At 59.1% G+C, this 22,898-nt stretch carries 20 protein-coding genes and 1 tRNA gene; 10 read left to right on the top strand and 11 right to left on the bottom strand.

Features of this window, described 5'->3' with window-relative positions; genetic code table 11:
- From MN186_RS13145 to leuC, 8 genes are all read right to left on the bottom strand, one after another.
- Positions 1–1,263 (bottom strand): hypothetical protein, encoded by a 1,263-nt coding sequence (locus MN186_RS13145; protein WP_242114818.1) that lies wholly within the window; start codon positions 1,261–1,263, stop codon positions 1–3.
- 263 nt (positions 1,264–1,526) lie between these two features.
- A tRNA-Pro gene (locus MN186_RS13140) sits at positions 1,527–1,603 on the bottom strand.
- Positions 1,604–1,854: 251 nt separating this feature from the next.
- The gene (gene leuB / locus MN186_RS13135) at positions 1,855–2,958 is read right to left on the bottom strand and encodes a 3-isopropylmalate dehydrogenase (protein WP_242114817.1); all 1,104 of its coding nucleotides are present in this window, start codon (positions 2,956–2,958) and stop codon (positions 1,855–1,857) included.
- Between the two features lie 74 nt (positions 2,959–3,032).
- Entirely contained in the window at positions 3,033–4,094 is a 1,062-nt protein-coding gene (locus MN186_RS13130; RefSeq protein ID WP_338024994.1) for an endonuclease/exonuclease/phosphatase family protein, read from the bottom strand.
- Between the two features lie 14 nt (positions 4,095–4,108).
- A complete protein-coding gene (locus MN186_RS13125) occupies positions 4,109–4,951 on the bottom strand; it encodes a hypothetical protein (RefSeq protein ID WP_242114816.1) in 843 nt (280 codons plus the stop codon).
- A gap of 256 nt (positions 4,952–5,207) precedes the next feature.
- Positions 5,208–5,813 (bottom strand): 3-isopropylmalate dehydratase small subunit, encoded by a 606-nt coding sequence (leuD, locus tag MN186_RS13120; protein ID WP_242114815.1) that lies wholly within the window; start codon positions 5,811–5,813, stop codon positions 5,208–5,210.
- A 156-nt stretch (positions 5,814–5,969) separates the two neighbouring features.
- Entirely contained in the window at positions 5,970–6,668 is a 699-nt protein-coding gene (locus MN186_RS13115; protein WP_242114814.1) for a VPLPA-CTERM sorting domain-containing protein, read from the bottom strand.
- 246 nt (positions 6,669–6,914) lie between these two features.
- Positions 6,915–8,321 carry a 3-isopropylmalate dehydratase large subunit gene (leuC, locus tag MN186_RS13110; RefSeq protein ID WP_242114813.1) on the bottom strand — a complete coding sequence of 469 codons (1,407 nt, stop codon included), beginning with the start codon at positions 8,319–8,321 and terminating at the stop codon, positions 6,915–6,917.
- 234 nt (positions 8,322–8,555) lie between these two features.
- Here leuC and MN186_RS13105 point away from each other — a divergent pair, with 234 nt between their 5' ends.
- From MN186_RS13105 to MN186_RS13065, 9 genes are all read left to right on the top strand, one after another.
- Positions 8,556–9,971, top strand: a complete 1,416-nt coding sequence (locus tag MN186_RS13105) for a mechanosensitive ion channel family protein (RefSeq protein ID WP_420838935.1) — start codon at positions 8,556–8,558, stop codon at positions 9,969–9,971.
- A gap of 176 nt (positions 9,972–10,147) precedes the next feature.
- Positions 10,148–10,513: a ribosome silencing factor gene (gene rsfS / locus MN186_RS13100; RefSeq protein WP_242114811.1), complete on the top strand. Its 366-nt coding sequence runs from the start codon at positions 10,148–10,150 to the stop codon at positions 10,511–10,513.
- Between the two features lie 19 nt (positions 10,514–10,532).
- Positions 10,533–11,003, top strand: a complete 471-nt coding sequence (gene rlmH / locus MN186_RS13095; RefSeq protein WP_242114810.1) for a 23S rRNA (pseudouridine(1915)-N(3))-methyltransferase RlmH — start codon at positions 10,533–10,535, stop codon at positions 11,001–11,003.
- A gap of 81 nt (positions 11,004–11,084) precedes the next feature.
- Positions 11,085–12,605 carry a 2,3-bisphosphoglycerate-independent phosphoglycerate mutase gene (gene gpmI / locus MN186_RS13090; RefSeq protein WP_242114809.1) on the top strand — a complete coding sequence of 507 codons (1,521 nt, stop codon included), beginning with the start codon at positions 11,085–11,087 and terminating at the stop codon, positions 12,603–12,605.
- Positions 12,605–13,771 carry a murein hydrolase activator EnvC family protein gene (locus MN186_RS13085; protein ID WP_242114808.1) on the top strand — a complete coding sequence of 389 codons (1,167 nt, stop codon included), beginning with the start codon at positions 12,605–12,607 and terminating at the stop codon, positions 13,769–13,771. The genes gpmI and MN186_RS13085 overlap by 1 nt, the downstream gene beginning before the upstream one ends.
- Complete coding sequence (locus MN186_RS13080) at positions 13,771–15,105, top strand: S41 family peptidase (RefSeq protein ID WP_242114807.1); 1,335 nt, start codon at positions 13,771–13,773, stop codon at positions 15,103–15,105. The genes MN186_RS13085 and MN186_RS13080 overlap by 1 nt, the downstream gene beginning before the upstream one ends.
- Positions 15,106–15,189: 84 nt before the next feature.
- Complete coding sequence (locus MN186_RS13075) at positions 15,190–15,684, top strand: RNA pyrophosphohydrolase (protein ID WP_242114806.1); 495 nt, start codon at positions 15,190–15,192, stop codon at positions 15,682–15,684.
- Positions 15,685–15,766: 82 nt separating this feature from the next.
- Positions 15,767–16,459, top strand: coding sequence for a ribulose-phosphate 3-epimerase (rpe, locus tag MN186_RS13070; protein WP_242114805.1), 693 nt, complete (start codon positions 15,767–15,769; stop codon positions 16,457–16,459).
- 137 nt (positions 16,460–16,596) lie between these two features.
- Positions 16,597–17,544 carry an MBL fold metallo-hydrolase gene (locus MN186_RS13065; RefSeq protein ID WP_242114804.1) on the top strand — a complete coding sequence of 316 codons (948 nt, stop codon included), beginning with the start codon at positions 16,597–16,599 and terminating at the stop codon, positions 17,542–17,544.
- Between the two features lie 9 nt (positions 17,545–17,553).
- Here the strand turns inward: MN186_RS13065 and MN186_RS13060 are convergent, their stop codons facing one another.
- From MN186_RS13060 to dapE, 3 genes are read right to left on the bottom strand one after another with little or no spacing between them, the layout of a single operon-like run.
- The gene (locus MN186_RS13060) at positions 17,554–18,690 is read right to left on the bottom strand and encodes a lytic murein transglycosylase (protein ID WP_242114803.1); all 1,137 of its coding nucleotides are present in this window, start codon (positions 18,688–18,690) and stop codon (positions 17,554–17,556) included.
- 53 nt (positions 18,691–18,743) lie between these two features.
- Positions 18,744–20,999: a ribonuclease R gene (rnr, locus tag MN186_RS13055; RefSeq protein ID WP_242114802.1), complete on the bottom strand. Its 2,256-nt coding sequence runs from the start codon at positions 20,997–20,999 to the stop codon at positions 18,744–18,746.
- Positions 20,996–22,153, bottom strand: a complete 1,158-nt coding sequence (gene dapE, locus MN186_RS13050) for a succinyl-diaminopimelate desuccinylase (RefSeq protein WP_242114801.1) — start codon at positions 22,151–22,153, stop codon at positions 20,996–20,998. Before dapE ends, rnr begins: the two co-directional genes overlap by 4 nt.
- Before the next feature lie 139 nt (positions 22,154–22,292).
- Here dapE and MN186_RS13045 point away from each other — a divergent pair, with 139 nt between their 5' ends.
- Positions 22,293–22,892 carry a hypothetical protein gene (locus MN186_RS13045; RefSeq protein WP_242114800.1) on the top strand — a complete coding sequence of 200 codons (600 nt, stop codon included), beginning with the start codon at positions 22,293–22,295 and terminating at the stop codon, positions 22,890–22,892.
- The last annotated feature ends 6 nt before the right edge of the window (positions 22,893–22,898 follow it).

Genomic DNA, 22,898 nt, shown 5'->3' with positions numbered 1-22,898 from the left:
CTATTTTAGCACCATGAACTGTCCGGTCGTCAGCCCCTTTTCCGACCCACCGTTGCGGACCCAGACCTTATCGCCCCGAATGCGTGAGATCTTGATAGCATCAAATTGGGTGCCCCTAGTGGCTTTGATGATGCGCCCATCGCTGAGTTCAAGCAGCGCCCAAGGGGTGCCGTCGGTCTGAAAGACGCCGACGACCGATAGATGCGGACGACCGTCTACAGGCTTCGGCGGTGCGGCGACCGGGGCAGACACAGGGACCAAATCTGCGCGGACCGGACGCGTTGGGGTTGTTGGCCGGGTGGCGACCTGCGGGGTGCGCGTGGGAATTGGCGTTGCGGCCAGTACGTTCGCCACGGTTCGCGCAAATTCATCCACTTCGACATCTTCGGGCCTTTTCGCCGGCTTTATTATCAGCGGCGGCGGGGAGAGTAGGTCGCTTGACACACTGGCCAACTGCACTTGCGGCATGGCAATCCGCTGCAACGCCGCACGGCTGGGTATCGCGGCGTTAGCGGCCTTGATCGTGGGCGCGTTGCCCGTCGCGCCATCACCCATAGCCAGCGACTGCGAGACAGCCACGACGGTCTGATGGTCGACAAGCTGCGGCCAATGGGCCGGTTCACCAACAGTGAAGACCTGATCTGCTACTGGCGCGGGTGTGCTTTTCGCTACGACGAACACATCGTTAGGCGGGACGCTTGGCACCGGTTCAGCCAGTGCGGCGATCCTCATATCAAGCTCGTAATCGGTATTACCCGCCCCATGTACGGCCTGTGACACCATATCTGTCGGGATACCCAAGCGGAACACATCTTCGGCTTGGGTGGGTGTATCGACCGCCAATGCATCCGATGAAAATGCCAAGACAATCGGCATGTCAATCAGTGGTGTCGCTTTCACCCCCGTCAGGTCGTTGCCGGGTTGCAAGGGCGAGCCACGGAAAGCTGCAGCCATGCGGCCCGGCTGACCCCAAGACGGAACCGGCGCAAGGGCAGGGGCCACGGGGGATGGCGCATCAAGTTCTGGCACGGCCGGCTGATCAACGATGGCGACCAGCGCAAAAGGCAGGGCGTCAGGTTCCAGGGTCGAAGGTTCATCAGGCGTGGGCAGCAAAGCGCCATCTGAATAGGCGGCAAGAACCTCGGCCGGATCGGGCCAGATCATCCGCGATGCATAAATAGCCAATGACACGAACAGCCCGCCCGCGACGGACAAAATAAACGCGATAGACCACGCTATCTGATGTTTTTTCGCGCCTTTCATCAATTCAACCCGCGTTGTTGCGACAAGACTTCCAATAAGATCAAGCGCCCGGCACGGTGGCTTGTCAATGATGACCGATAGACGAGCGTGAAGTATCGGAATTGACGCGCTGCACTGTTGCGACAAAGCAAACAAATATCTGCGTATTCTACCGAATACGCTGGAATGGGCTGTCAGTTATCCAACATTTGCGTGATTGTCACAAGCTTTCAGATGAACGACATTCGTGTCGGGCGGCGTTTCATTTGACGTGTCTTGAAAACTGGTCGGGCTGAGAGGATTCGAACCTCCGACCCCCTGCTCCCGAAGCAGGTGCGCTACCAGGCTGCGCTACAGCCCGACCGTGTCGGGCGGGATAGCGCCAAGTGCGGCAAGAGGCAAGCCCAAAATAGTGCTTTATAAGGTCAGAACCATCTTCGTTTTAGTGCCCAAATCGGGCAAGGGGCAAAGCGGCTGGGCTGTTTTCGGTTTTGTCGTTCGTGAATGCAATTAAGGCGGCATCAAAACCCATAGTCGATCACAGGTGTGATCGCGACAAAGAAAACCAGCCGACGCATGGGCGCCGACCGGTTTATTGATTTGATATTTGGTTCAGAGGCTCGCGTTCAGCGCGGCGATCACCGCATCGCCCATTTCCGAGGTCGAAGCGGGTTTGACGCCATCTTCATTCAGTAAGTCGCCCGTGCGTATGCCATCGGCCAGAACTTTTTCAACGGCGGCTTCTACGCGGTCGGCCTCGGCGCCCATGTCGAAGCTATAGCGCAGCGCCATGGCGAAGCTCAGGATGCAGGCGCATGGGTTGGCTTTGCCCTCACCCGCGATGTCGGGGGCGGAACCGTGGACGGGTTCGTAAAGAGCCTTGGGACGCCCGTTTTCCATCGGGGCACCCAGCGATGCTGACGGCAGCATTCCCAGCGATCCCGTCAACATGGCGGCGCAGTCGGACAAGATGTCGCCGAACAGGTTATCCGTATAAATCACGTCAAACTGTTTGGGCGCTCGTACCAGCTGCATGGCGCCGTTATCGGCATACATGTGGGATAGTTCGACCTCGGGATAGTCCTTGGCAACGCGGGTCACGACCTCGCGCCACAGGATGCCCGATTCCATCACATTGGCCTTCTCCATCGAGCACAGACGTTTGTTGCGTTTCATCGCCAACTCAAAGGCCGACCGTGCGCCGCGTTCGATCTCGGTTTCGGTATAGCGTTGGGTGTTGATGCCAACTCGTTCGCCGCCCTCTTCAAAGATGCCGCGCGGTTCGCCGAAATAAACGCCCGAGGTCAGTTCGCGCACGATCATGATATCAAGACCGGAGACGATGTCTTTCTTCAACGACGAGAAGTCGGCCAGCGCGTCGAAACATTGTGCCGGGCGCAGGTTAGAATAAAGGTCCATTTCCTTGCGCAGACGCAGCAGGCCACGCTCGGGTTTCACCGAAAAATCCAGATCGTCATATTTCGGCCCACCCACGGCACCCAGCAACACCGCGTCCACATCTTGCGCTTTGGCCATCGTTTCGTCGGCCAGCGGGACACCGTGCTTGTCATAGGCCGCGCCGCCGACAAGGTCTTCGCTCACCTCGAAATTCACGCCGTGGTTGGTGCCGATCCAGTCGATGATCTTGCGCACTTCGGCCATGACTTCGGGTCCAATGCCGTCACCGGGCAGGATAAGAAGAGAGGGGTTGGTCATGGGGCTGTCCTTGCTGTGAAATGCGTCGCCGTTTGGCCTAGCCTGTCGGGGGTGCTGCGTCAAGAAATCAGGCGTCAGAAGCCCAGATCGACCCAGACAAGGCGATGGCGCGATGCGGTCGTGACGGGGCCGTGCATCGGGTCGTCCGGGTCAGGCCAGAACACGCCCGTACCGGTCACATTAAGGGCGCGGTCGGGAAGCACATAGCTGACTCGCAAATCGCCCGGCTCGGGGTCGGGCCAGTCAACTGTGTCCAACGCTGGATCGCTGGTCTGGGGCGGTGCGTTGGGGTGCGCGGCCCCTGTTCGCTGGGGCTTGGGATCTTGCAGGCGCGGGTCACGCAGCAGACCTTGGATTGCTTCGCGGCGGCCATCGCCATCTGCCGGATCAAGATTGGCATCCCCCGCGATCACCACTGGCCCATTTGGCGGAGCGGCCGGCAAGTCGCCGCGCAGATACCTCTGCCAGAATGCGATTTCATCATGGTTGCGGCGACCATTGCGATCTTCGTCACCGTCAAAAACCGGGGTGGTGGCGTGGAAGGTCAGCACATGCAATACTCTATCGTCGGGCAAATGCACGGGTACATCCCAATGCGCTACGCTGCTGAGCCGTTGGATGTTGAACACCTGCGCAGATGGGAATGGCGCCCCGTTCAACGTCGGAGGGATCGCGCCCGGCAGATCTTTCCACAAAAAATCTGTGAAATTACGCACGTCGCCCAGCGGATAGCGGGACAGGACTGCCATGCCGCCTTGCCCGGTGAAGCGGCCATAGCCTTGGGCATCGCGCCCCTCGTTCAGGCGGCCATTGCCGTCCATGTCCAACCCGGTGGTAAGGCCCGCGTTGGGCTGGGCGGCGAAGGCGTGGGGCATGGGGTGGCCTTGATCGGCCAAAGCGTTCTGGAACGCGCGCAGGGCGTGGTTTTCAACATCGTGGTCGAAGTTCTGCAATGCCAGAATGTCGGGGGTGGTGGCGATGATGACCTTGATCACTGCGGCGATCTGTTCATCCTTGTCCTGCAGAATGTCGCGCAACAAAAGGCCAGGACCTTTGCGCGTCAGCTCGACGTTATATGTGGCGATGCGAAGGTCCAGCGCGAGGGCGGTCAGCGGCGCAAAAAATGCGACCAGCACCAGTGCAGCATGGGTCAGGCGTGCGCAAAACCGTCTGCAGTTGCGGCGCGCTTGTTTCGCTTGCGTTCGCTGCTGATCATTAAAGCGACACGCAACATTGCGATGCCACGCATGAAAAGGCTTGCGGGAAGAAAGGCCCATGCGGCAACTGTCCAGATCATGGTTTGGTGATTTTCCACCGAGATCGACCCAAACAGCGATACGGCGGCGGTGATAACGATGGGCGTGGCAAAGGGCAGCAGGAAGCCAAGCGCAATGTTGAAACGCGCATCGCGTACCAGCCGACGGACGACATCCCCGCCCGCTGTGGGGTCGAACGTCGGCAGATTGACCCACACATTGAATGCACCCGAGGCCTTCGATGGCCATTCCATAAAGCGTAGCGCCATCAGAAACGCAGCCATTGACAGAAGCGAGATCAGATAGCTCATCCCGGCCGCAGCGCGAAGAAGGACCATATCGTTGAAGCTGGCCGTATCCGGCAGCATCGACACGACGAAGCGCACGGGGCTATAGGGGAAGTCGATCGCCTGACCGATCAGCATTCCAACCGAGGTCATGAACTGCGTCGCGGTCGAATTGTCGGTTTGCCCGCGCACGATGACAGAGAGGCAGAACACGGAGAAAAAGAGGGCTGCGAACCGGATGCGGTTAAAGGGAGGGGCGTCACGAAATTCGACCAGCCCTGGATAGGTCGAGGCATATTCAAAAAGTGTCAACGCCGCTGCGAACAGCGCGACAATCATCACGATCTGACCGGATTCCTGACTGACCCCAGGCACCAGAATAGATGGTGTCGCAATCAGGATTACCATCAGGAACGCGCGCGCAATTGCGCCTATCATGCGGTTAGCCAATACCTTCTTCCTTCCACCAGGATGGGTGCTTATACCTGCCGCACCCTTGTCCCAAACAGTGTTTCCTCGTTCAGCGGGTCACTGTTTCATTTTCAACATACTGTGCTGCTTAGTCGCCCCACTTCAAGTTGAGCTTAAAATGCAACGACAAATGTGGTCGATTTAAGGGGAAAGTGGTGCGACTTTGCACCAAATTAAGGAGAAAATGGGGCCGCTCTTGCAAGCCACCCCATGAAACGCATGGCTTTTCAGAGGTTTAAACCCAAGGTCGTTGGGTGGCGGCTTGGGCCTCAAATGACTCAATTGAAGCTTTTTTCTCCATTGTCAGGCCAATGTCGTCCAATCCGTTCAGCAAACAATGCTTCTTGAAAGCATCAACTTCAAAGGGAATCACCTCTCCGTCCGAGGTTGTGATCTCTTGCGATTCGAGGTCAATGGTCATCCGCGCGTTTGATCCCTTCTCGGCGTCGCCCATCAAAAGGTCGACCTTCTCTTGTGGCAAGACGATTGGAAGGATGCCGTTTTTGAAGCAGTTGCTGAAGAAAATATCGGCAAAACTGGTCGAGATCACACATTTGATCCCAAAATCGGCAATTGCCCAAGGCGCGTGTTCGCGCGACGATCCGCAGCCGAAATTTTCGCCCGCGACCAGAATCTCGGCATCGCGATATTGCGGCTTGTTCAGAACGAAATCGGCAATTTCGTTGCCGTCGCGATCATAGCGCATTTCGTCAAACAGGTTCACACCAAGACCCGACCGTTTGATGGTCTTCAGAAAGACCTTGGGGATGATCATGTCGGTGTCGATGTTCACCAGCGGCATCGGCGCCGCGATCCCATGAAGTTTCTGAAACTTTTCCATAGCCTGCACCCTTCTGCATCGGCCACACCGGAAATGGGCGTGGCTGCGTCAAACATTCCCCTGCTTTATGCAGGTTTTACGGGCGAATCCAAGCGTTCGCGCACGAAAAACCCGGCCCTTGTCATCAAGAGCCGGGTTCTTGTTGTGCAAGCCGTCTTAAGCTTTGCGACGGCGGCGTGTGATGGCGCCCATGCCCAAAAGCCCGGTGACCAGCAACAGGCCGGCGGCAGGCACTGGAACCGGCGACACCGTGACAAGGTTTTGACCGCTGTAGCGCCCGCGGTTTGCATCGCCGTCAACTTCTAGGAACGACAGGTTCCATTGTCCGCCATCGGCATAGTTGGCTGCGGCAAACAGGTATTGATTGGCCAAGGCCGTGCTGCCGGTACTGCTGGCTTGAAACAGGCCCGATGAAACGCTCATCGCCGCATTGTCGTCTTCATAGGCGGCTTCCCAAAGCGCCATTTGGAAGGCCGCTGCTTGATCGCCGTTCGACACATCAATCAACGCGTAATTCGCGTCAAACACCGATTGCACCCGATCACGGGCGGTGTTGGTAAGGCTGAAGCTGTTTGAAAACGGGGCGTCGGTCAATGTGTAGTTCTGACTGTCGCCTTTTTCCATTACATAGTGTGCAGTGTCTAAGCACCAACCGACAAAGCTGCCCATATCTCCGGTTGTGTCGGTCAGGTTGAACCCGGTTGCCCCGACCCTTCCCGGCGTGTTGGCGTCGGGCGACGCGGTGACTGACACCGATTGCACCGACGACGTGAACCCGTCCAATTTCAGAACAGCCGCATCGGACGTGGTTGCGAAACCTGCTGCGGTGATCGCAGCCGCAAATACAATTTTCATAGATAACCCCCTTAAAAAACCTCTTATCAAATAACAAGCCAAGCTCCCGCCTGACGATTAAATCCCCAGATGAAATTTAACAACGTGAAACGGGCATCCCAAAGAGAATTCGTCAAAATTGTGACGAAATCTATCCAAAGTGGTGGTGGCCGCGTCGCGATGACGTAAAAAGTGCGCAACTGTTTCCTAGTTGCGCACAATTACTTCGATTTAAGCTTTTTCGCCTGCCCCGGAAGGGCGCACGAATCACATCAGGTCGCGCACATCGGTCAGCTTGCCAGTCAGCGCAGCCGCCGCCGCCATTGCGGGCGACACAAGGTGGGTGCGGCCTTTATAACCCTGCCGCCCCTCGAAGTTCCGGTTGGAAGTAGATGCGCAGCGTTCTTCCTCGGCCAGTTGGTCGGGGTTCATGGCAAGGCACATGGAGCAGCCTGCCAGGCGCCAGTCAAACCCTGCATCCTTGAAGATGTCGGCCAGACCTTCTTCTTCGGCTTGCGCGCGCACAAGGCCCGATCCCGGAACGATCATCGCCCGCAACCCGTCCTTGATCTTCTTGCCTTTAACCACTTCGGCCACGGCCCTGAGGTCTTCGATGCGTCCGTTGGTGCAGGACCCGATAAAGACGGTGTCGATCTCGATATCCGTCAGCTTCTGGCCGGGGGTCAGGCCCATATAGTCAAGCGCGCGTTGGGCGGCTTCGACCTTGCCGCCGGTGAAATCTTCGGGGCTGGGGACCGATGCGGAGATCGGCAGCACATCCTCGGGTGAGGTGCCCCAGGTCACGACGGGTTCGATCTCTTCGCCCTTCAGGGTGATCTCCTTGTCGAAATGCGCGCCTTCATCGGTGTAGAGCGTCTTCCAGTATTCCAGCGCCTGTTCCCACTGCCCGGCCTTGGGCGCGTGGGGGCGGCCTTTTACATATTCGAACGTGGTTTCGTCGGGGGCGATCAGACCGGCGCGGGCGCCGCCTTCGATGGCCATATTGCAAACGGTCATGCGGCCCTCCATCGACAGATCGCGGATTGCTTCGCCACAATACTCGATGACATAGCCGGTGCCGCCTGCGGTGCCGGTCTTGCCGATCACGGCCAGCGTGATGTCCTTCGCGGTCACGCCGGGTTTCAACTTGCCGGTGACCTCGACCTTCATGTTCTTGGATTTCTTCTGGATCAGCGTTTGCGTTGCCAGAACGTGTTCGACCTCGGACGTGCCGATGCCGTGGGCCAATGCACCGAACGCGCCGTGGGTGGCGGTGTGGCTGTCGCCGCACACAACGGTCATGCCGGGCAGGGTCCAGCCTTGCTCGGGCCCGACGATATGCACGATGCCTTGGCGCACATCATCCACAGGGTAATAGTGGATGCCGAAATCCTTGGCGTTCTTGTCCAGCGCCTCGACTTGAATGCGGCTTTCTTCGTTCTCGATCCCCTTGGCGCGGTCCAGCGTTGTGGGAACGTTGTGGTCCGGCACCGCGATGGTTTTGTCAGGCGCGTGAACCGGACGGTCCGCCATGCGCAGCCCTTCAAAGGCCTGCGGGCTGGTCACTTCGTGTACCAGGTGGCGGTCAATATACAGAAGGCAGGTGCCGTCATCGGCTTCGTGGGCCACATGGGCGTCCCAGATTTTATCATAAAGTGTCTTCGGGGCGGTCATATCGCTCTCCGTGGATGGGCGTGGATGGGTGTCAGGTTGCAATAGGTTGGGGGCGCCACCTTACAGGTGGGCCTGCACAGTACGCGCCGCACCGAAAAATCGCCAAGGCAGGCGCGCGCGATCATCCATATCGAAAACCCGAGTCATGCGCAGTGGATACCTGTTTGCGTGGGTTGGGGCAAGGGTACGCGTGGGCCTCTAGACGGCGCGTGGCCTGCGTGTAAAAGTCAACAGATGGAGCCAACGCCTTCACCGCATCCCGACGCCTCGCCCCCCAGTGACACCAGTTCTGGGACCGATAACTTGCCTGACATTGCAAGCGACACCCTTGGTAGTTTGCGTGATCAACTGATTCCCCTTTGGAACGATGCAGCAGACTTCGTCGTAAGCTTGGGCCAAACGTGGCGGTTGTATCAAGTTGCGATCATTGCAGCGTTGGCTGTCGTTTCGTGGATTGTTGGTAAGATGCTGGCCGCCCGCATGGAAAAATGGCTGCGCACCCGCGAAGGCTGGTCCAAACGTCGGTTGCGGCTCGGTGTACACACCCGCCGCCGAATCCCGATGATCCTGTTTGTCCTGCTGTCCTGGCTGGTCGTGTCTTTCATGCGCGAGGTCACATGGCCGTCGCGATCATATCTGATTGCCGCGATTGGCACGCTGGCGACCGCTTGGGTGCTGGTCGGGCTGGCGTCAGTTGTCGTGGAAAACCGCGTGTTGCGGCGGGCGACAAAGTGGGCTCTGTGGATCTATGTCACGATCTATTACCTAGGTGTCACTGACGAAATTGCCGAGGTTCTGGATAATATCGCCATTTCGGCGGGTAACTTCCGTATCTCGCTTTTGGATGTGATCAGCGCCGTGGCGGTCACGGCGGCCCTGTTTGCGGTGGCGCGGATATTCAGTCAGGCGTCGTCCGATAGGGTGCGCAACAACGACGATATCTCGCCGTCGATGCAGGTTCTGACGGTCAAGTTCATTCAGCTTCTGGCCTATGGCGCGGCGTTTTTCCTTGGTTTGAAGGTCATCGGGGTTGATCTGACTGGTCTGGCCTTCTTGTCCGGCGCTATTGGTTTGGGTCTTGGTTTCGGTCTGCAAAAGGTGGTGTCGAACCTTGTGTCGGGCATCATCATTCTGCTGGATAAATCCATCAAACCCGGCGATGTCATCAGTCTTGGCGAGACGTTTGGCTGGATACAACAACTGGGTGCGCGCTATGTCTCGGTCGTGACGCGGGACGGGCGGGAATACCTGATCCCGAACGAGGATCTGATCACCGGGCAAGTGGTCAACTGGTCGCATACCAACGCCTTCGTGCGGCTGGATATCTATTTTGGCACGGCTTACGGCGATGACCCGCATAAGGTGCGCAAAGTCGCGATCGCCGCCGCCAGCCAAGTGCCGCGGGTTCTAAGCTTCCGCCCGCCGGTTTGTCACGTTGTCGGCTTTGGTGATAACTCGGTCGATTATATCCTTCGGTTCTGGATCGACGATCCAACCGGCGGGCTGACCAATATCCGAGGCAATGTCTATCTGGCGTTGTGGGATGCGTTCAAGGAAAACAACATTACGCACCCCTTCCCGCAACGCGAAGTGCGGCTGCTTGAGGAGGACGAGGTCGGGGCCGAGTCCGGACAGAAACCGCCGGAGTGACGCTTTTGCGTTCGCAATCCATCCCGACTGCTTGACGAATGTTGAGATCAGTCCCATGTGATGCTAGCATTTAGGTGTGCCCAGCGCCGGGGCGGATTGGCGCGTATCGATAGGAGGACAATGTCCTGTCTCCGCAATCAGAGGTCGCAGATGATGCGACTGCAGGGAGTTCCGCAATGACAGCGGCCCCTCAGAGAAACGTCAGCGACGATATTCTGTCGCTGGTCCTAAGTTCACTTGAAGATGACAAAGCCGAGGATGTGGTGATCATTGACTTGCGTGGCAAGTCTGAGATGGCCGATCACATGGTGGTGTGTTCTGGTCGCTCGACGCGCCAGGTCGCCGCCATCTCGGAAAAGCTGACCGAGAAGCTCAAGCAGGAAATGGGTGTCTTTTCTAAGATCGAAGGCAAAGATCAGGGCGATTGGGTTCTGATCGACACAGGCGACGTGATCGTTCATGTGTTCCGCCCGGAAGTGCGCGAGTTCTATCAGCTTGAAAAGATGTGGGCAGAGCCCGGCACCGCCGGCGTGCCAAGCTGATCTTCAGGGTCGCGCCGCAATGAGGGTGCAGATTTGCGCAGTGGGCCGCTTGCGAGGTGGCCCAGAGCGTTCGTTGATTGACGACTATCTGACCCGGTTTGACCGCACAGGCCGTGCTCTGGCCCTTGGGCCTGCACAAATTCACGAGGTTGAGGATAAGAAGGGTGGCGGCATGAGCGCCGAAGCCCCCCTGTTGTCCCGCGCCATCCCCAAGGGCGCGCTGATCTGCACGTTGGATGAACGCGGCAAGATGTTGTCTTCGCCTGACTTTGCGACCCTTATGGCGCGCTGGCGGGACGAGGGGCGTAGTGATGTGGCCTTTGTTATCGGCGGTGCGGACGGGATTGATCCGGCCCTGCGCGCGCAGGCTGATACCAGCCTGTCCTTTGGCAAAATGGTGTGGCCGCATATGTTGGTGCGCGTGATGCTGGCCGAACAGCTTTACCGCGCGGCCTCGATCCTTGCCGGAAGCCCCTATCACCGCGTGTGACCGCGACCACGACGGTGCTTGTCTTGCGTCCGGTCATTTCGCGCAATAGACAGGGATCGAGCAGACCAAGGAGCCTTGAAAATGACCACGCCCAAGCCCGTCGTCCTGTGCATTCTTGATGGTTGGGGGCTTCGCGAGACGCGCGAGTATAACGCGCCCGCCTTGGCAGATACGCCGAATTTCGACTGGCTCATGGCCAATTGCCCCCACAACACCCTGATTACCCACGGCCCCGATGTGGGGCTGCCGACGGGGCAGATGGGCAATTCGGAAGTGGGGCACACGAATATTGGTGCAGGTCGCGTGGTGGCGATGAGTTTGGGCCAGATAGATCTGGCGATCGAGGATGGTTCGTTTTTTCAGAACGCGGCGCTGCTGGACTTTGCCGCCAAGGTAAAAGCCACTGGCGGCACCGCCCATATCGCAGGGCTTGTCAGCCCTGGCGGCGTGCACAGTCATCAAGATCATTTGGTCGCTGCGGCAAAGGCGCTGACAGATGCCGGGCTGAACGTTGCGGTTCATGTCATCACCGATGGGCGCGATGTGCCGCCGCAATCCGGTCGCGAACAACTTGCCACCTTTGCGGCAGACCTGCCGGACGGGGCAAATATCGTCACGGTTTCCGGGCGGTACTTTGCGATGGATCGCGACAACCGGTGGGATCGTGTCAGCCGTGCCTATGACGCGATGGTCGCGGGGAAGGGGGCTGCGGCAGGCTCGCCCGATGCGGCTCTTGCAACATCTTATGACAAAGGCATAACGGACGAGTTTGTAGAGCCGGTGGTGATCGAAGGCTACAATGCAATGAAAGACGGTGACGGTTTGTTTTTCGTCAACTTCCGCGCCGACCGCGCCCGTGAAATCCTGCGCGCCATCGGCGAGCCGGGGTTTGATGCGTTCGATACCGGCCCCCGCCCTGCCTTGGCCGGCTTACTGGGTATGGTGGAATACTCCGACGCCCACAACGCCTATATGACGACCTGTTTTCCCAAGCGCGACATCGTGAATACGCTGGCAGAATGGGTCGCCAAACACGGCAAGACCCAGTTTCACACCGCCGAGACCGAGAAATACCCCCATGTCACGTTCTTCCTGAATGGCGGGAAAGAGGAACCGGTCGAGGGTGAAATTCGTTACATGGCCGCCAGCCCCAAGGTCGCGACCTATGACTTGCAGCCTGAAATGTCGGCCCCCGAAGTTACCGAGCATTTCGTTGGGGCAATCCGTGATCAGTTCGATCTGATCGTCACCAATTATGCCAACCCCGATATGGTCGGACATACCGGCGATCTGGACGCCGCAATCGCCGCTTGCGAGGCGGTAGATGCAGGTTTGGGGCAGGTGATTGCCGCGCTGAAAGATGTCGGTGGCGCGATGATCGTGACCGCCGATCACGGCAACTGCGAAACCATGTGGGACGAAGACACCAACGGCCCCCACACCGCGCATACGACTAACCCGGTACCGGTGATCATGTTCGGCGGCCCCGATGGGGCCACACTGGCCCATGGTCGTCTGGCCGATCTTGCCCCGACCCTGCTGGAGTTGATGGGAATGGAACAGCCCGCAGAAATGACCGGCGAAAGCCTGATCCGCCGGTGATGCGCGGCGGACGCCTTTTGTCCCTGCTGGCGGCAGGGCTGTGCCTGGGGCTGGCGCCGGGGGCAGCGGTGCGCGCGCAGTCCGACGCCCCCGCCGAGGCGGCCCGCGCCGCGATTACGGCTCTTGACGACGCCACACAAGCCCTGACCGAGGCGCAGAAATCCCGCGACCGCATCGCCGCTCTGACGCAAACCGTTCAAGCCTACGAAGAAGGCCTGGCAGCCCTGCGCGACAGCTTGCGCCGCGCGAGCCAGCGCGAAGCAACGATCCAAGGCGCGCTGGACGCAGAAAGTGGGCGTTTATCTCAGCTTCTGGGTGTGTTGCAAAGCATCGAGCGTGCGCCCGAACCTGCGCTTTTGATCCATCCTGCCGGCCCAGTGGGCACCGCTAGGTCGGGCATGATCCTGTCCGATGTGGCGCCCGCCCTGCAAGCCAAGGCCACTGCGCTGCGCAACGGGTTGGCAGAGCTGCAAGCCCTGCGCACCGTGCAGGAAGACGCAGTTCAGACCCTGAAAGCCGGGTTGGAAGGCGCGCAGGATGCCCGCTTCGAACTTAGCCTTTCGATCGCACGCCGCACCGAATTGCCGCGCCGTTTCGTGGCGGACAAGGCGCGGATGCAGACACTGATCGACAGTGCGGATACGCTTGCCGGGTTTGCCGATGCGCTGATGTCCGAACCCGTGCCCTCAGCCGGGGCGGCGGCCTCTCAACGGTTTGCTAGTGTCAAGGGGCGGCTGGCAATGCCTGTTCTGGGCCAAATCATCCGCCGCTTTGAAGAAGAAGACGCCGCCGGTGTGCGCCGCCCGGGTTTCGTGGTGGCAACCCGACCCTTGGCCATCGTCACGACGCCTTGGCCCGCCACGATCCGCTATCTTGGCCCGCTGCTGGATTACGGCAATGTTGCGGTGATTGAACCGGATGACGGCTATCTTATGGTGCTTGCGGGGTTGGGCCAGCTGTACGGTGAGGTCGGTGAAGTGCTGCCACAAGGCGCGCCACTGGGCCTGATGGGCGGGGTGGAAATCAGTGACGATCAAGCGTTTTTGATCGCAGCGGAGCAAGGAACTGGCGCAGAAGCGTCAGAAACGCTTTATATAGAGCTAAGAAAGAACGGAACGCCCGTGGACCCCAGCGACTGGTTTGCGGCAGGCAAGGATAGAGATTGATGAAGAAATTTGTAATGGCTGCCCTTGGTGGCACTCTGGCAGGCGCGGTGTTGACCACCCAAGTGGCAGGTCCGCTTCTTGCGCAGGATGCCGCCAAGAATACAACCGTTTACGAACAGTTGGACCTGTTCGGTGACATCTTCGAACGTATCCGCGCGCAATATGTTGAAGAGGTTGGTGCAGAAGACCTGATCGAGGCGGCGATTGACGGGATGCTGACCTCGCTTGATCCACATTCCAGCTATCTGTCGCCCAAGGATGCTGCTGATATGCGCGTGCAGACGCGTGGATCGTTCGGTGGTCTGGGGATCGAGGTGACACAGGAAGAAGGCTTCGTGCGTGTCGTATCGCCGATGGACGGCACTCCGGCAGACGAGGCGGGAGTGGAAGCGGGTGACTACATCACGCATGTGGACGGCGAAGCCCTGATGGGCCTGACGCTGGATGCGGCGGTCAACATGCTACGCGGTCCGGTCGGGTCCGAGATCATCATCACCGTTGTGCGTGAAGGCGTCGACGAACCGTTCGACGTATCGATCATCCGGGACACGATCAAACTGACCGCCGCCACCGCGCGTACAGTGGGCGAAACCATCGTCCTGCGCGTGACGACGTTCAACGATCAGACGTTTGCCAACATGTCAGAAGGCCTGGCCCGCGAGGTCGAAGCGTTGGGCGGCATGGAAAACGTCGAAGGCATCGTGCTGGATCTGCGCAACAACCCCGGCGGCCTTCTGAACCAAGCGATTGAAGTATCCGACGCGTTTCTGGAATCAGGCGAGATCGTATCGACCCGAGGTCGCAACCCGGCCGAAAGCGACCGAGTGAACGCTGAAGCCGGTGATCTGGCGGACGGCAAACCGATGGTCGTTCTGATCAACGGTGGCTCGGCCTCAGCGTCGGAAATCGTGGCGGGCGCCTTGCAAGACCACCACCGCGCCATCGTTGTCGGCACCAAAAGCTTTGGCAAAGGGTCGGTGCAAACCGTCATGCCGCTTGCCTCGGAAGGGGCGATGCGCCTGACGACGGCCCGGTATTATACGCCGTCAGGTCGTTCGATCCAGGCGTTGGGTGTGTCGCCGGACATTGTGGTTGAACAACCCCCCCGCGTACCGACCGCCGAAAACGAAGAGGATGAGAACCACCGCCAACGGTCCGAAGCCGACCTGCGCGGACGGTTGAACAATGACAGCCTGAGCGAAGACGAACAACGCCAGATCGAAGAAGAACGCGAGGCCGCCGAAGAAGCCGCCAAACTGCGCGACGAAGACTTCCAGCTGTCCTACGCCGTTGATTTGATCAAGGGCCTGTCCACCATTGCGCTGGCACAATAGGCGCCCGCGACAACAGGCAAGGGGCCGCCAAATCGGTGGCCCTTTCGTATTCCTGCTGCATACTCTGTGTGAAACGAGGCCCACATGACACAAGACGACATCGCCAAGCTGCCCTATCGCCCCTGTGTCGGGATCATGTTGGCCAATCGCGATGGCAAACTGTTCGTTGGCCAACGGCTGGACGCGCCAAAACTCGGCATAAAAACCGCTTGGCAAATGCCGCAGGGCGGTGTGGACCAAGACGAAGACCCGCGCGATGCGGCGCTGCGCGAATTGTGGGAAGAAACCGGCGTGACCCAGGATCTGGTGCAGATCGAAGCTGAACTGCCCGATTGGTTGCCCTATGACCTGCCGCACGAGATCGTGCCGCGCATCTGGAAAGGACAGTTCCGCGGCCAGAAACAGCGGTGGTTCCTTCTGCGGTTTTTGGGGATGGACAGTGATGTGAACATCCAGACAGAACACCCGGAATTCAGCAGATGGGCGTGGATGGACCCAGACGAGGTTGTCGCGAGCATCGTCCCCTTCAAGCGCGACATCTATGCCAAGGTGCTGGCCGGGTTCCGCCCGCACCTTTAACGCGCGCAACTGCGCTTTCGCCCTTCGCAACTTCGGAAATCCCGCTATAACCGCATCAGAAACACCAGCCGGAGGCCCGCTTATGTCCTTTGACCGCTCAATCAAGATCGCCCCCTCAATCCTTTCTGCCGATTTCGCCAATTTCGGTCAGGAAATTCAGACGATCGAGGCGCAAGGCGCCGACTGGGTGCATGTAGACGTCATGGACGGCCATTTCGTGCCCAACCTGACCTTCGGTCCCCCCGCGGTGAAAGCCTTTCGCCCGCACGTCAAAACCTTTATGGACGTGCACCTGATGATCGCGCCTGTGGATCCCTATATCGAAGCCTATGCGGAAGCGGGCGCCGATATGATCACCGCCCATGTCGAAGCCGGCCCCCACATCCACCGCACCCTGCAAGCCATCAAAGCGCAAGGTGTAAAAGCGGGGGTCAGCCTAAACCCCGGCACGCCATTGGACAGCATCGAATATGTGCTCGACCTTGTCGATATGGTGCTGATCATGACCGTGAACCCCGGTTTCGGCGGGCAGAAATTCATCCATTCCGGTGTCGCTAAGACCCGGCTCCTGCGCCAGATGATCGGCGACCGACCGATCCACATCCAGATCGACGGTGGTGTCACCACGGAAACGGCGCCCCTTGTCGCAGAAGCTGGCGCCGATGTTCTGGTCGCGGGTTCCGCAGTCTTCAAGGGTGGCTCGGTCGACAACCCACGGGTCTATGGCGACAACATCCGCGCCATACGCGCGGCCGCTGAAGCCGCGCGCACCTGACTGTTTCTTCTGGCTCTAAATATCCCGGGGTAGGTCCAATTGACAAATTGGACCGTAGGGGCAGAGCCCCTGCCGCGCCTCTGGCCAATCACATTCGAATGTGACAATCTGACCCGAACAGATTGCCGGAGGACACCATGTTTCGCACTATCACAGCCATCCTGACCTTGATCGCCATGCCTGCCCTTGCGGACGAGAATATCGCAGACCAATACCCCGGATCAGTGCTTTATGAAAAACCGGTTGAAGTCATCCCCGGCATCTGGTCAGCCATCGGCGCAACCGCCCCGCCGACCTACGAAAACACCGGCCATAACAATAATCTCAGCTTCATCGTCACCGGTGATGGGGTCGTGGTCGTGAACGCCGGTGCCAACTACAAGCTTGCCCAGGCGTTGCACGACGAAATCAAGGCGATCACCGAGCAACCCGTCAAGCTTGTCATCAATGAAAACGGGCAGGGGCACGCGATGCTGGGCAACAACTATTGGATCGAACAGGGCGTTGATATCCTTGCCCATGTCGACGCCGCCCACGAGTTTGAAGAATACTCGGCGCAGATTTTCGAAGGCATGCAAACCTATGCGAAAGAACATGCGGAGGGGACCGAACCGATGGGCCCTACGCAAACTTTTGAAGACAAGCATATCATCGACATGGGTGGAAAGCATATCGAAGTGCTTTATTCTGGGCCCGCCCACAGCCCCGGCGATATTCAGGTCTGGCTGCCAGAAGATGGCCTGATGATTGCGGGCGATATGGCGTTCCACAACCGCATTCCTCCGATTTTCGAGGATACCTGCACAAGCTGCTGGATCGAGACTTGGGAGACCGCATTCGCGCCCCTTGGCGCGACCTATGTGATCCCCGGTCACGGTTATCCCACCAACATGGCGCAGGTCGAGGCGCACACGATCGGATACCTGAAACACCTCCGCGGCGAGATTGCTAAGCTGCTGGACGCAGGCGGCACGCTGGAAGAGGCGTATTACGTCGATCAGTCGCCCTTCGCCCACCACGACACGTTTGAAGAACTGGCAACGAAAAATGCGGGCCAGGTCTATACTGAAATGGAATTCGAATAGGGCGCGCGCCTAATCTGCGCGCGCGCGCAAATGCCTCAGCATGGCGCCGGACCCGAACCCATCGGGCACCAGGCTGTGATCTTGTTGATAAGATCGCAGCGCGCTGGCTGTGTTCGGCCCTGAAAATCCGTCTGCGCCCAGCGTGTCATAACCCGCTTTTGTCAATCGTTCCTGCAACTCGCGCATCTGGGCGTGGGTCAAGACCTCTAAATCGTTGGGGCAGATCTTGGCGACTGGCTTGCCGCCTTGCAGCCGGTCCGCCAAGCAGCCGACCGCAATAACATAGGAATCGGCTTGGTTATACGCGCGCAAAGCGTCGAAGTTCCCAAAGGTCAGAAACGCGGGGCCGCTGGCGCCCGACGGCAGCAGGACCGAACTTTCACCGTAATCCGGCACCGGAGTGCCATCGGCAGCGACCACACCTTGAGCCGTCCAATCAGACACGGGTTTTCTGGTTTGGCGTCCGGCAAGCGCAAAGTCGAACCCCACCGGTAACGTGACTTCTGCGCGACACGGGCGGCTCATCTGCCAGCCGTGCCGGGCCAGATAGTTCGCAATAGATGCCAGCCCGTCCGTGGGGTCGCCTCCCCAGATATTGCGCCGTCCGTCACCATCGCTGTCCACGGCAAAGACCTGAAAACTTGTCGGCATGAATTGCCCATGCCCCATTGCCCCCGCCCATGAACCCAGCATGCCTTCGGGCGTGATGTCTTGCGCCTCAATGATCTGTAGTGCTGCGATCAGTTCGTCTTCGAAGAAGCCGGCCCGATGCCCAGCATAGGCCAGCGTTGTCAGCGCGCTCAAGACCGGCCAATCACCACACGCGGTGCCATAGTCAGTCTCGATCCCCCAGATCGCCAGAATGATCTGCGCATCCACCTGATAAGCCCCGGATATCTTATTCATCAGGTCGCGATATTTACGATGTGCCGCGCGCCCCTTGCGCACGCGCGCATCTGTCACGGCCCGCGCAAGATAGTCCGATATTGTCAGCGTGAATTCGGATTGCGCCGACTGCTTTTCCAGAATGCGCTGGTCCGGGCGCAGAAAGTCCGCGCAAAGGGCCAGCGTCGCGTCTGACAGCCCTGCTTCACGTGCGCGCGAAAGGAAGGCGTCGCGCCAGTCATCAAATTTGTGTTCCAACATGATACTCTTTCAAAACCAACTCACCATCATGCCCCCGCAAGGATATTAGCAACTTACTTTCGGGAACGTTTCACCTTTTTTTTCAGCTTTGCGGATTTCCGCTTTGCAGCCGTGGGCTTTCGTGGCGATGAACTGCCGGTTTTGCGCCCGCGCGGCTTCGGCATTTTGCGCCCTTCAATCTCTAACAGCTCCAACGCCAGCCCGCCGGTTGTCGGCACTGCCTCAGCCAGCCGGACAGTGACGCGGTGACCCAGCCTGATTACTAGCCCCGACCGTTCCCCGACCAATACCTGTTCGTCCTTGTCGTGGCGGAAATACTCGTCACCAAGCGAACTGATCGGCACCAACCCGTCCGCACCGGTTTCATCCAGCCTGATAAACAGCCCAAACCGGGCAACGCCGGATACGCGCCCGGTAAACTCGTGCCCCACCCGTTCGGCCAGAAACGCGGCAAGATAACGGTCGGTGGTGTCACGTTCGGCTTCCATGGATCGCCGCTCGGTCTCGGAAATATGCTGGGCGGTGGCCTCAAGCTGTTCGATATCTTCGGGGCTCAGGCCGTCGTCGCCCCAACCATGGCCCGAGATCAGCGCCCGATGCACGATCAGGTCCGAATACCGCCGGATGGGCGAGGTGAAATGTGCATATGATTGCAGCGCCAGCCCGAAATGGCCGAAGTTCTCGGGGAAGTAATAGGCCTGCGACATCGAGCGAAGGGTGGACATGTTGATCAACTCGTCAAACTCGGAGTCCTCGGCCTGTGCCAGAAGGTGGTTCAGGTGGCGGGTCTGCAAGACCTGCCCTTTCGCCAGTGTGAAGCCAGACGCCTGTGCGACCTCGCGCAGGGCCTCAAGCTTTTCCGGGCTGGGTTCTTCATGCACGCGGAACAAAAGCGGGCGTCTGAGGCGCGTCAATTCCTCGGCCGCGGCGACGTTCGCCAAGATCATGAATTCTTCGATCAACCGGTGGGCGTCGAACCGTTCGGCCACGGCGACCGAGGCGACCTTGCCATCGTCATCAAGTATGATCTTGCGCTCGGGCAGGTCCAGATCCAGCGGCTGCCGCGACGCCCGTGCAAGCTTCGTTGTCTCATAGGCCGCGTAAAGTGGCGCGATGACGTCATCCATCAACGGCACGCATTTTTCGTTCGGCTGCCCGTCCTGTGCTGCCTGCACCTCGGCGTAATTCAGCGACGCATGGGATTTCATCAAGCCCCGGACAAACCGGTGGCTGATCTTCTTACCTTGGGCGTCCAACACTATCCGCACCGCGATACAGGCGCGCGGGACGCCTTCGTGAAGGCTGCACAGATCGCCGGATAGGCGGTCGGGCAGCATCGGCACCACGCGGTCGGGGAAATAGGTGGAATTGCCGCGCCGCCGCGCCTCGTGATCCAGTGCTGATCCGGGGGTGACATAATGTGCGACGTCTGCAATCGCGACCCAGATCACGTGCCCGCCGGGGTTCTTGGGATTATCATCGGCATGGGCATAGACGGCATCGTCATGGTCGCGCGCGTCGGACGGGTCGATGGTGAACAGGGGCAGATGGCGCAGGTCATCCCGCCCGTTCAGCCCCGCAGGTTTCTGGCTGTCGGCATCTTCGATCACGTCATCGGGGAAGGCGTCGGGGATGCCGTGCTGATGTATGGCGATCAGGCTGACGGCCTTGGGCGCAGTCGGGTCGCCAAGGCGCGCGACGATCCGTGCGCGCGGCAGGCCCATGCGGGATTTCGGCCCAGATTGCTGGGCTTCAACCAACTCGCCATCCTTGGCGCCTTCTTCAGCGCCCGGATCAACACGCCATTCCTTGTTCGCGCCCTTGTCGATGGGAACAATCCGCCCGCCTTCGGCCCCCACGCGATAGATGCCCAGAATACGGATCGGGTTGGTGCCGATGCGGCGGATCAGACGTGCCTCGTACCCATAGGGCTCGCCTTGCACTTCGGTCATGCGGGCAAGGATGCGCTCGCCCGGTTCCAGCGCAGGGTCCGCGCTTTTCATCACCAAAAGCGCGCGGGGCGCGGCCCCTTCGCCCGCCCATTCCATCGGACTGGCATACAGATCGCCATCGGCGTCGGGGTCATCAACGCGCAACACCGCAACCGGCGGCAGCTTGTCCGCGTCGCGATAGGTCTTGCCGCGCTTGGCCAGATGGCCGTCGGCTTCAAGCTCTTTCAACAGGCGTTTCAGGTCGATGCGGGCTGCCCCTTTGATCCCGAAAGCCCGCGCAATGTCGCGCTTGCCTGTCTGGGTCGGGTTCTCGGAAATCCAGTCAAGAATCTCTTGTTTGCTGGGAATCTGGCTCATGCGAAATAATCCCCGATGATGCGTGAATAAATGGTTTTTAACTGGCCGATTTGCGCAACTTCCACACGTTCGTCGACCTGATGCATAGTTTTACCGACAAGACCGAATTCGACCACCGGGCAATGGTCCTTCACGAACCGGGCATCTGACGTGCCGCCCGTTGTCGACGCTTCTGGTCGTCTACCGATTTCAGCTTCCACCGATGTTGCGACAAGTTCTGATAGCGGACCGGGAGGCGTCACGAAGCTTTCACCGGAAACGGTTGTCGTCATTTCGATATCGACGCCAGTGACCTCACCAATGCGTGTGGCCTTGGATCGAAGCCAGTCGATAAGATCGTCTGAGTGGTGGGCGTCGTTGAACCGGATATTAACCGTCGCCTTGCACTCCGCCGGAATGACATTCGTGGCAGGATTGCCAGTGTCAAAGGTTGTAACAGCGAGCGTCGAGGCGTCGAAATGATCGGTGCCTTTGTCCAACTCGTGCCCGGCGAGGTCTGCAATCAATTGCGCCAGGGCCGGTACGGGGTTGAGTGCGCGGTGCGGATAAGCTGCGTGACCCTGCACGCCACGCGCGGTGAAGTAAGCTGTCATTGAACCGCGCCGCCCGATCTTCATCATCTCGCCCATTTCCTCGGGGCTGGTGGGTTCGCCGACGATGCAGGCGTCCATCTTTTCACCTGTTTGGGCCATCCAATCCAGAATCGCGGTGGTGCCATCAGTGGCGTCGCCTTCTTCATCGCCAGTGATGGTGATGACCAGCGATGCGTTTTCAGGTGCATCTGCCACGAAGTCTATGGCCGCAGCGACCCATGCCGCAACGCCTGATTTCATGTCTGTGGCACCGCGCCCGTAAAGGTATCCGTCCCGTTTCTCGGCCCCGAACGGGTCCACCGTCCAAGCGTTCGCATCGCCCACCGGCACCACATCCGTATGGCCATTAAACCCCAGTGTGCGCGCGTTTCGTGACCCCCACCGGGCAAACAGGTTTGACACGCCGCCCCGGTCGATCCGGGTGCAGGCGAAGCCCGCGTCCGACAACAGTCCCTCAAGAAGCACCAGCGCGCCGCCTTCGTCGGGTGTCACGGACCGGCAGCGGACAAGATCTTGGGTCAGGGCAACGGGGTCGATTGGCGCAGTGCGCTTTTGGGACATGATCAGGGCTCCTTTCCAACCTCTGTAATGTGTCGGCGGGGGCACTGCAATTGGTGGCACGGCTTACCGGGGCTGGACGGAAACGTGTGGTCGCCCTAGTCTTCCGGCTGCTGTTACAAAATCGAGCCCGGAGACCCTTATGAGAAAGCTGCTTTTCCTACTGTTTATTTTGCCCTTGTCGGCGTGTTTCGACGCCGATCTGGATTTCGTTGTGCATGACGATGAAAACGCAACCATGATCGCAAATATGAAAATGGGGGCGGACTTTTATGGTATGATCGCCGCGACGGGCGAAGACCCTTGTGAAGACGGAGTCGGCACACAGAATGATGACGGGTCTTTCAACTGCTTGGTCGAGGAAACGGACACCATCGACAGCTTGATCGCCGAGATGGAAGAAGAAGGCCAAGACGCTGAGGAAAGCAGTGGCGTCAACCCCAATCAGGGCGTGATGATTGAGCGGCTGGAAGGCCCGTTCATCAAGCTGACTTTCGATCTGGTCGAGATGAAAGAGACCGCCTCGGACACTGGTATAGAGCCCTCAATGATGGCGATGATGCTACAAGAGATGAAGGGTCACCGCATTCGCATGACCATCACCGGGGAAGAGATCGTCGAGACCAACGGCCAGCTTTCAAATGACGGCAAGACCGCAGAGATCACAATCCCTCTGACTGCGATGCTTCAGTCCGATGATAGTTTGCCGGATGAGTTCGTGACCATCGTGCGGACCGAATGACCGGGC

It is taken from the genome of Aliiroseovarius sediminis (assembly GCF_022678485.1).
Classification (GTDB): Bacteria; Pseudomonadota; Alphaproteobacteria; order Rhodobacterales; family Rhodobacteraceae; genus Aliiroseovarius; species Aliiroseovarius sediminis.
Note: the sequence above shows the minus strand (reverse complement) of the source record. Positions and strands in the feature narration are given on the sequence as shown.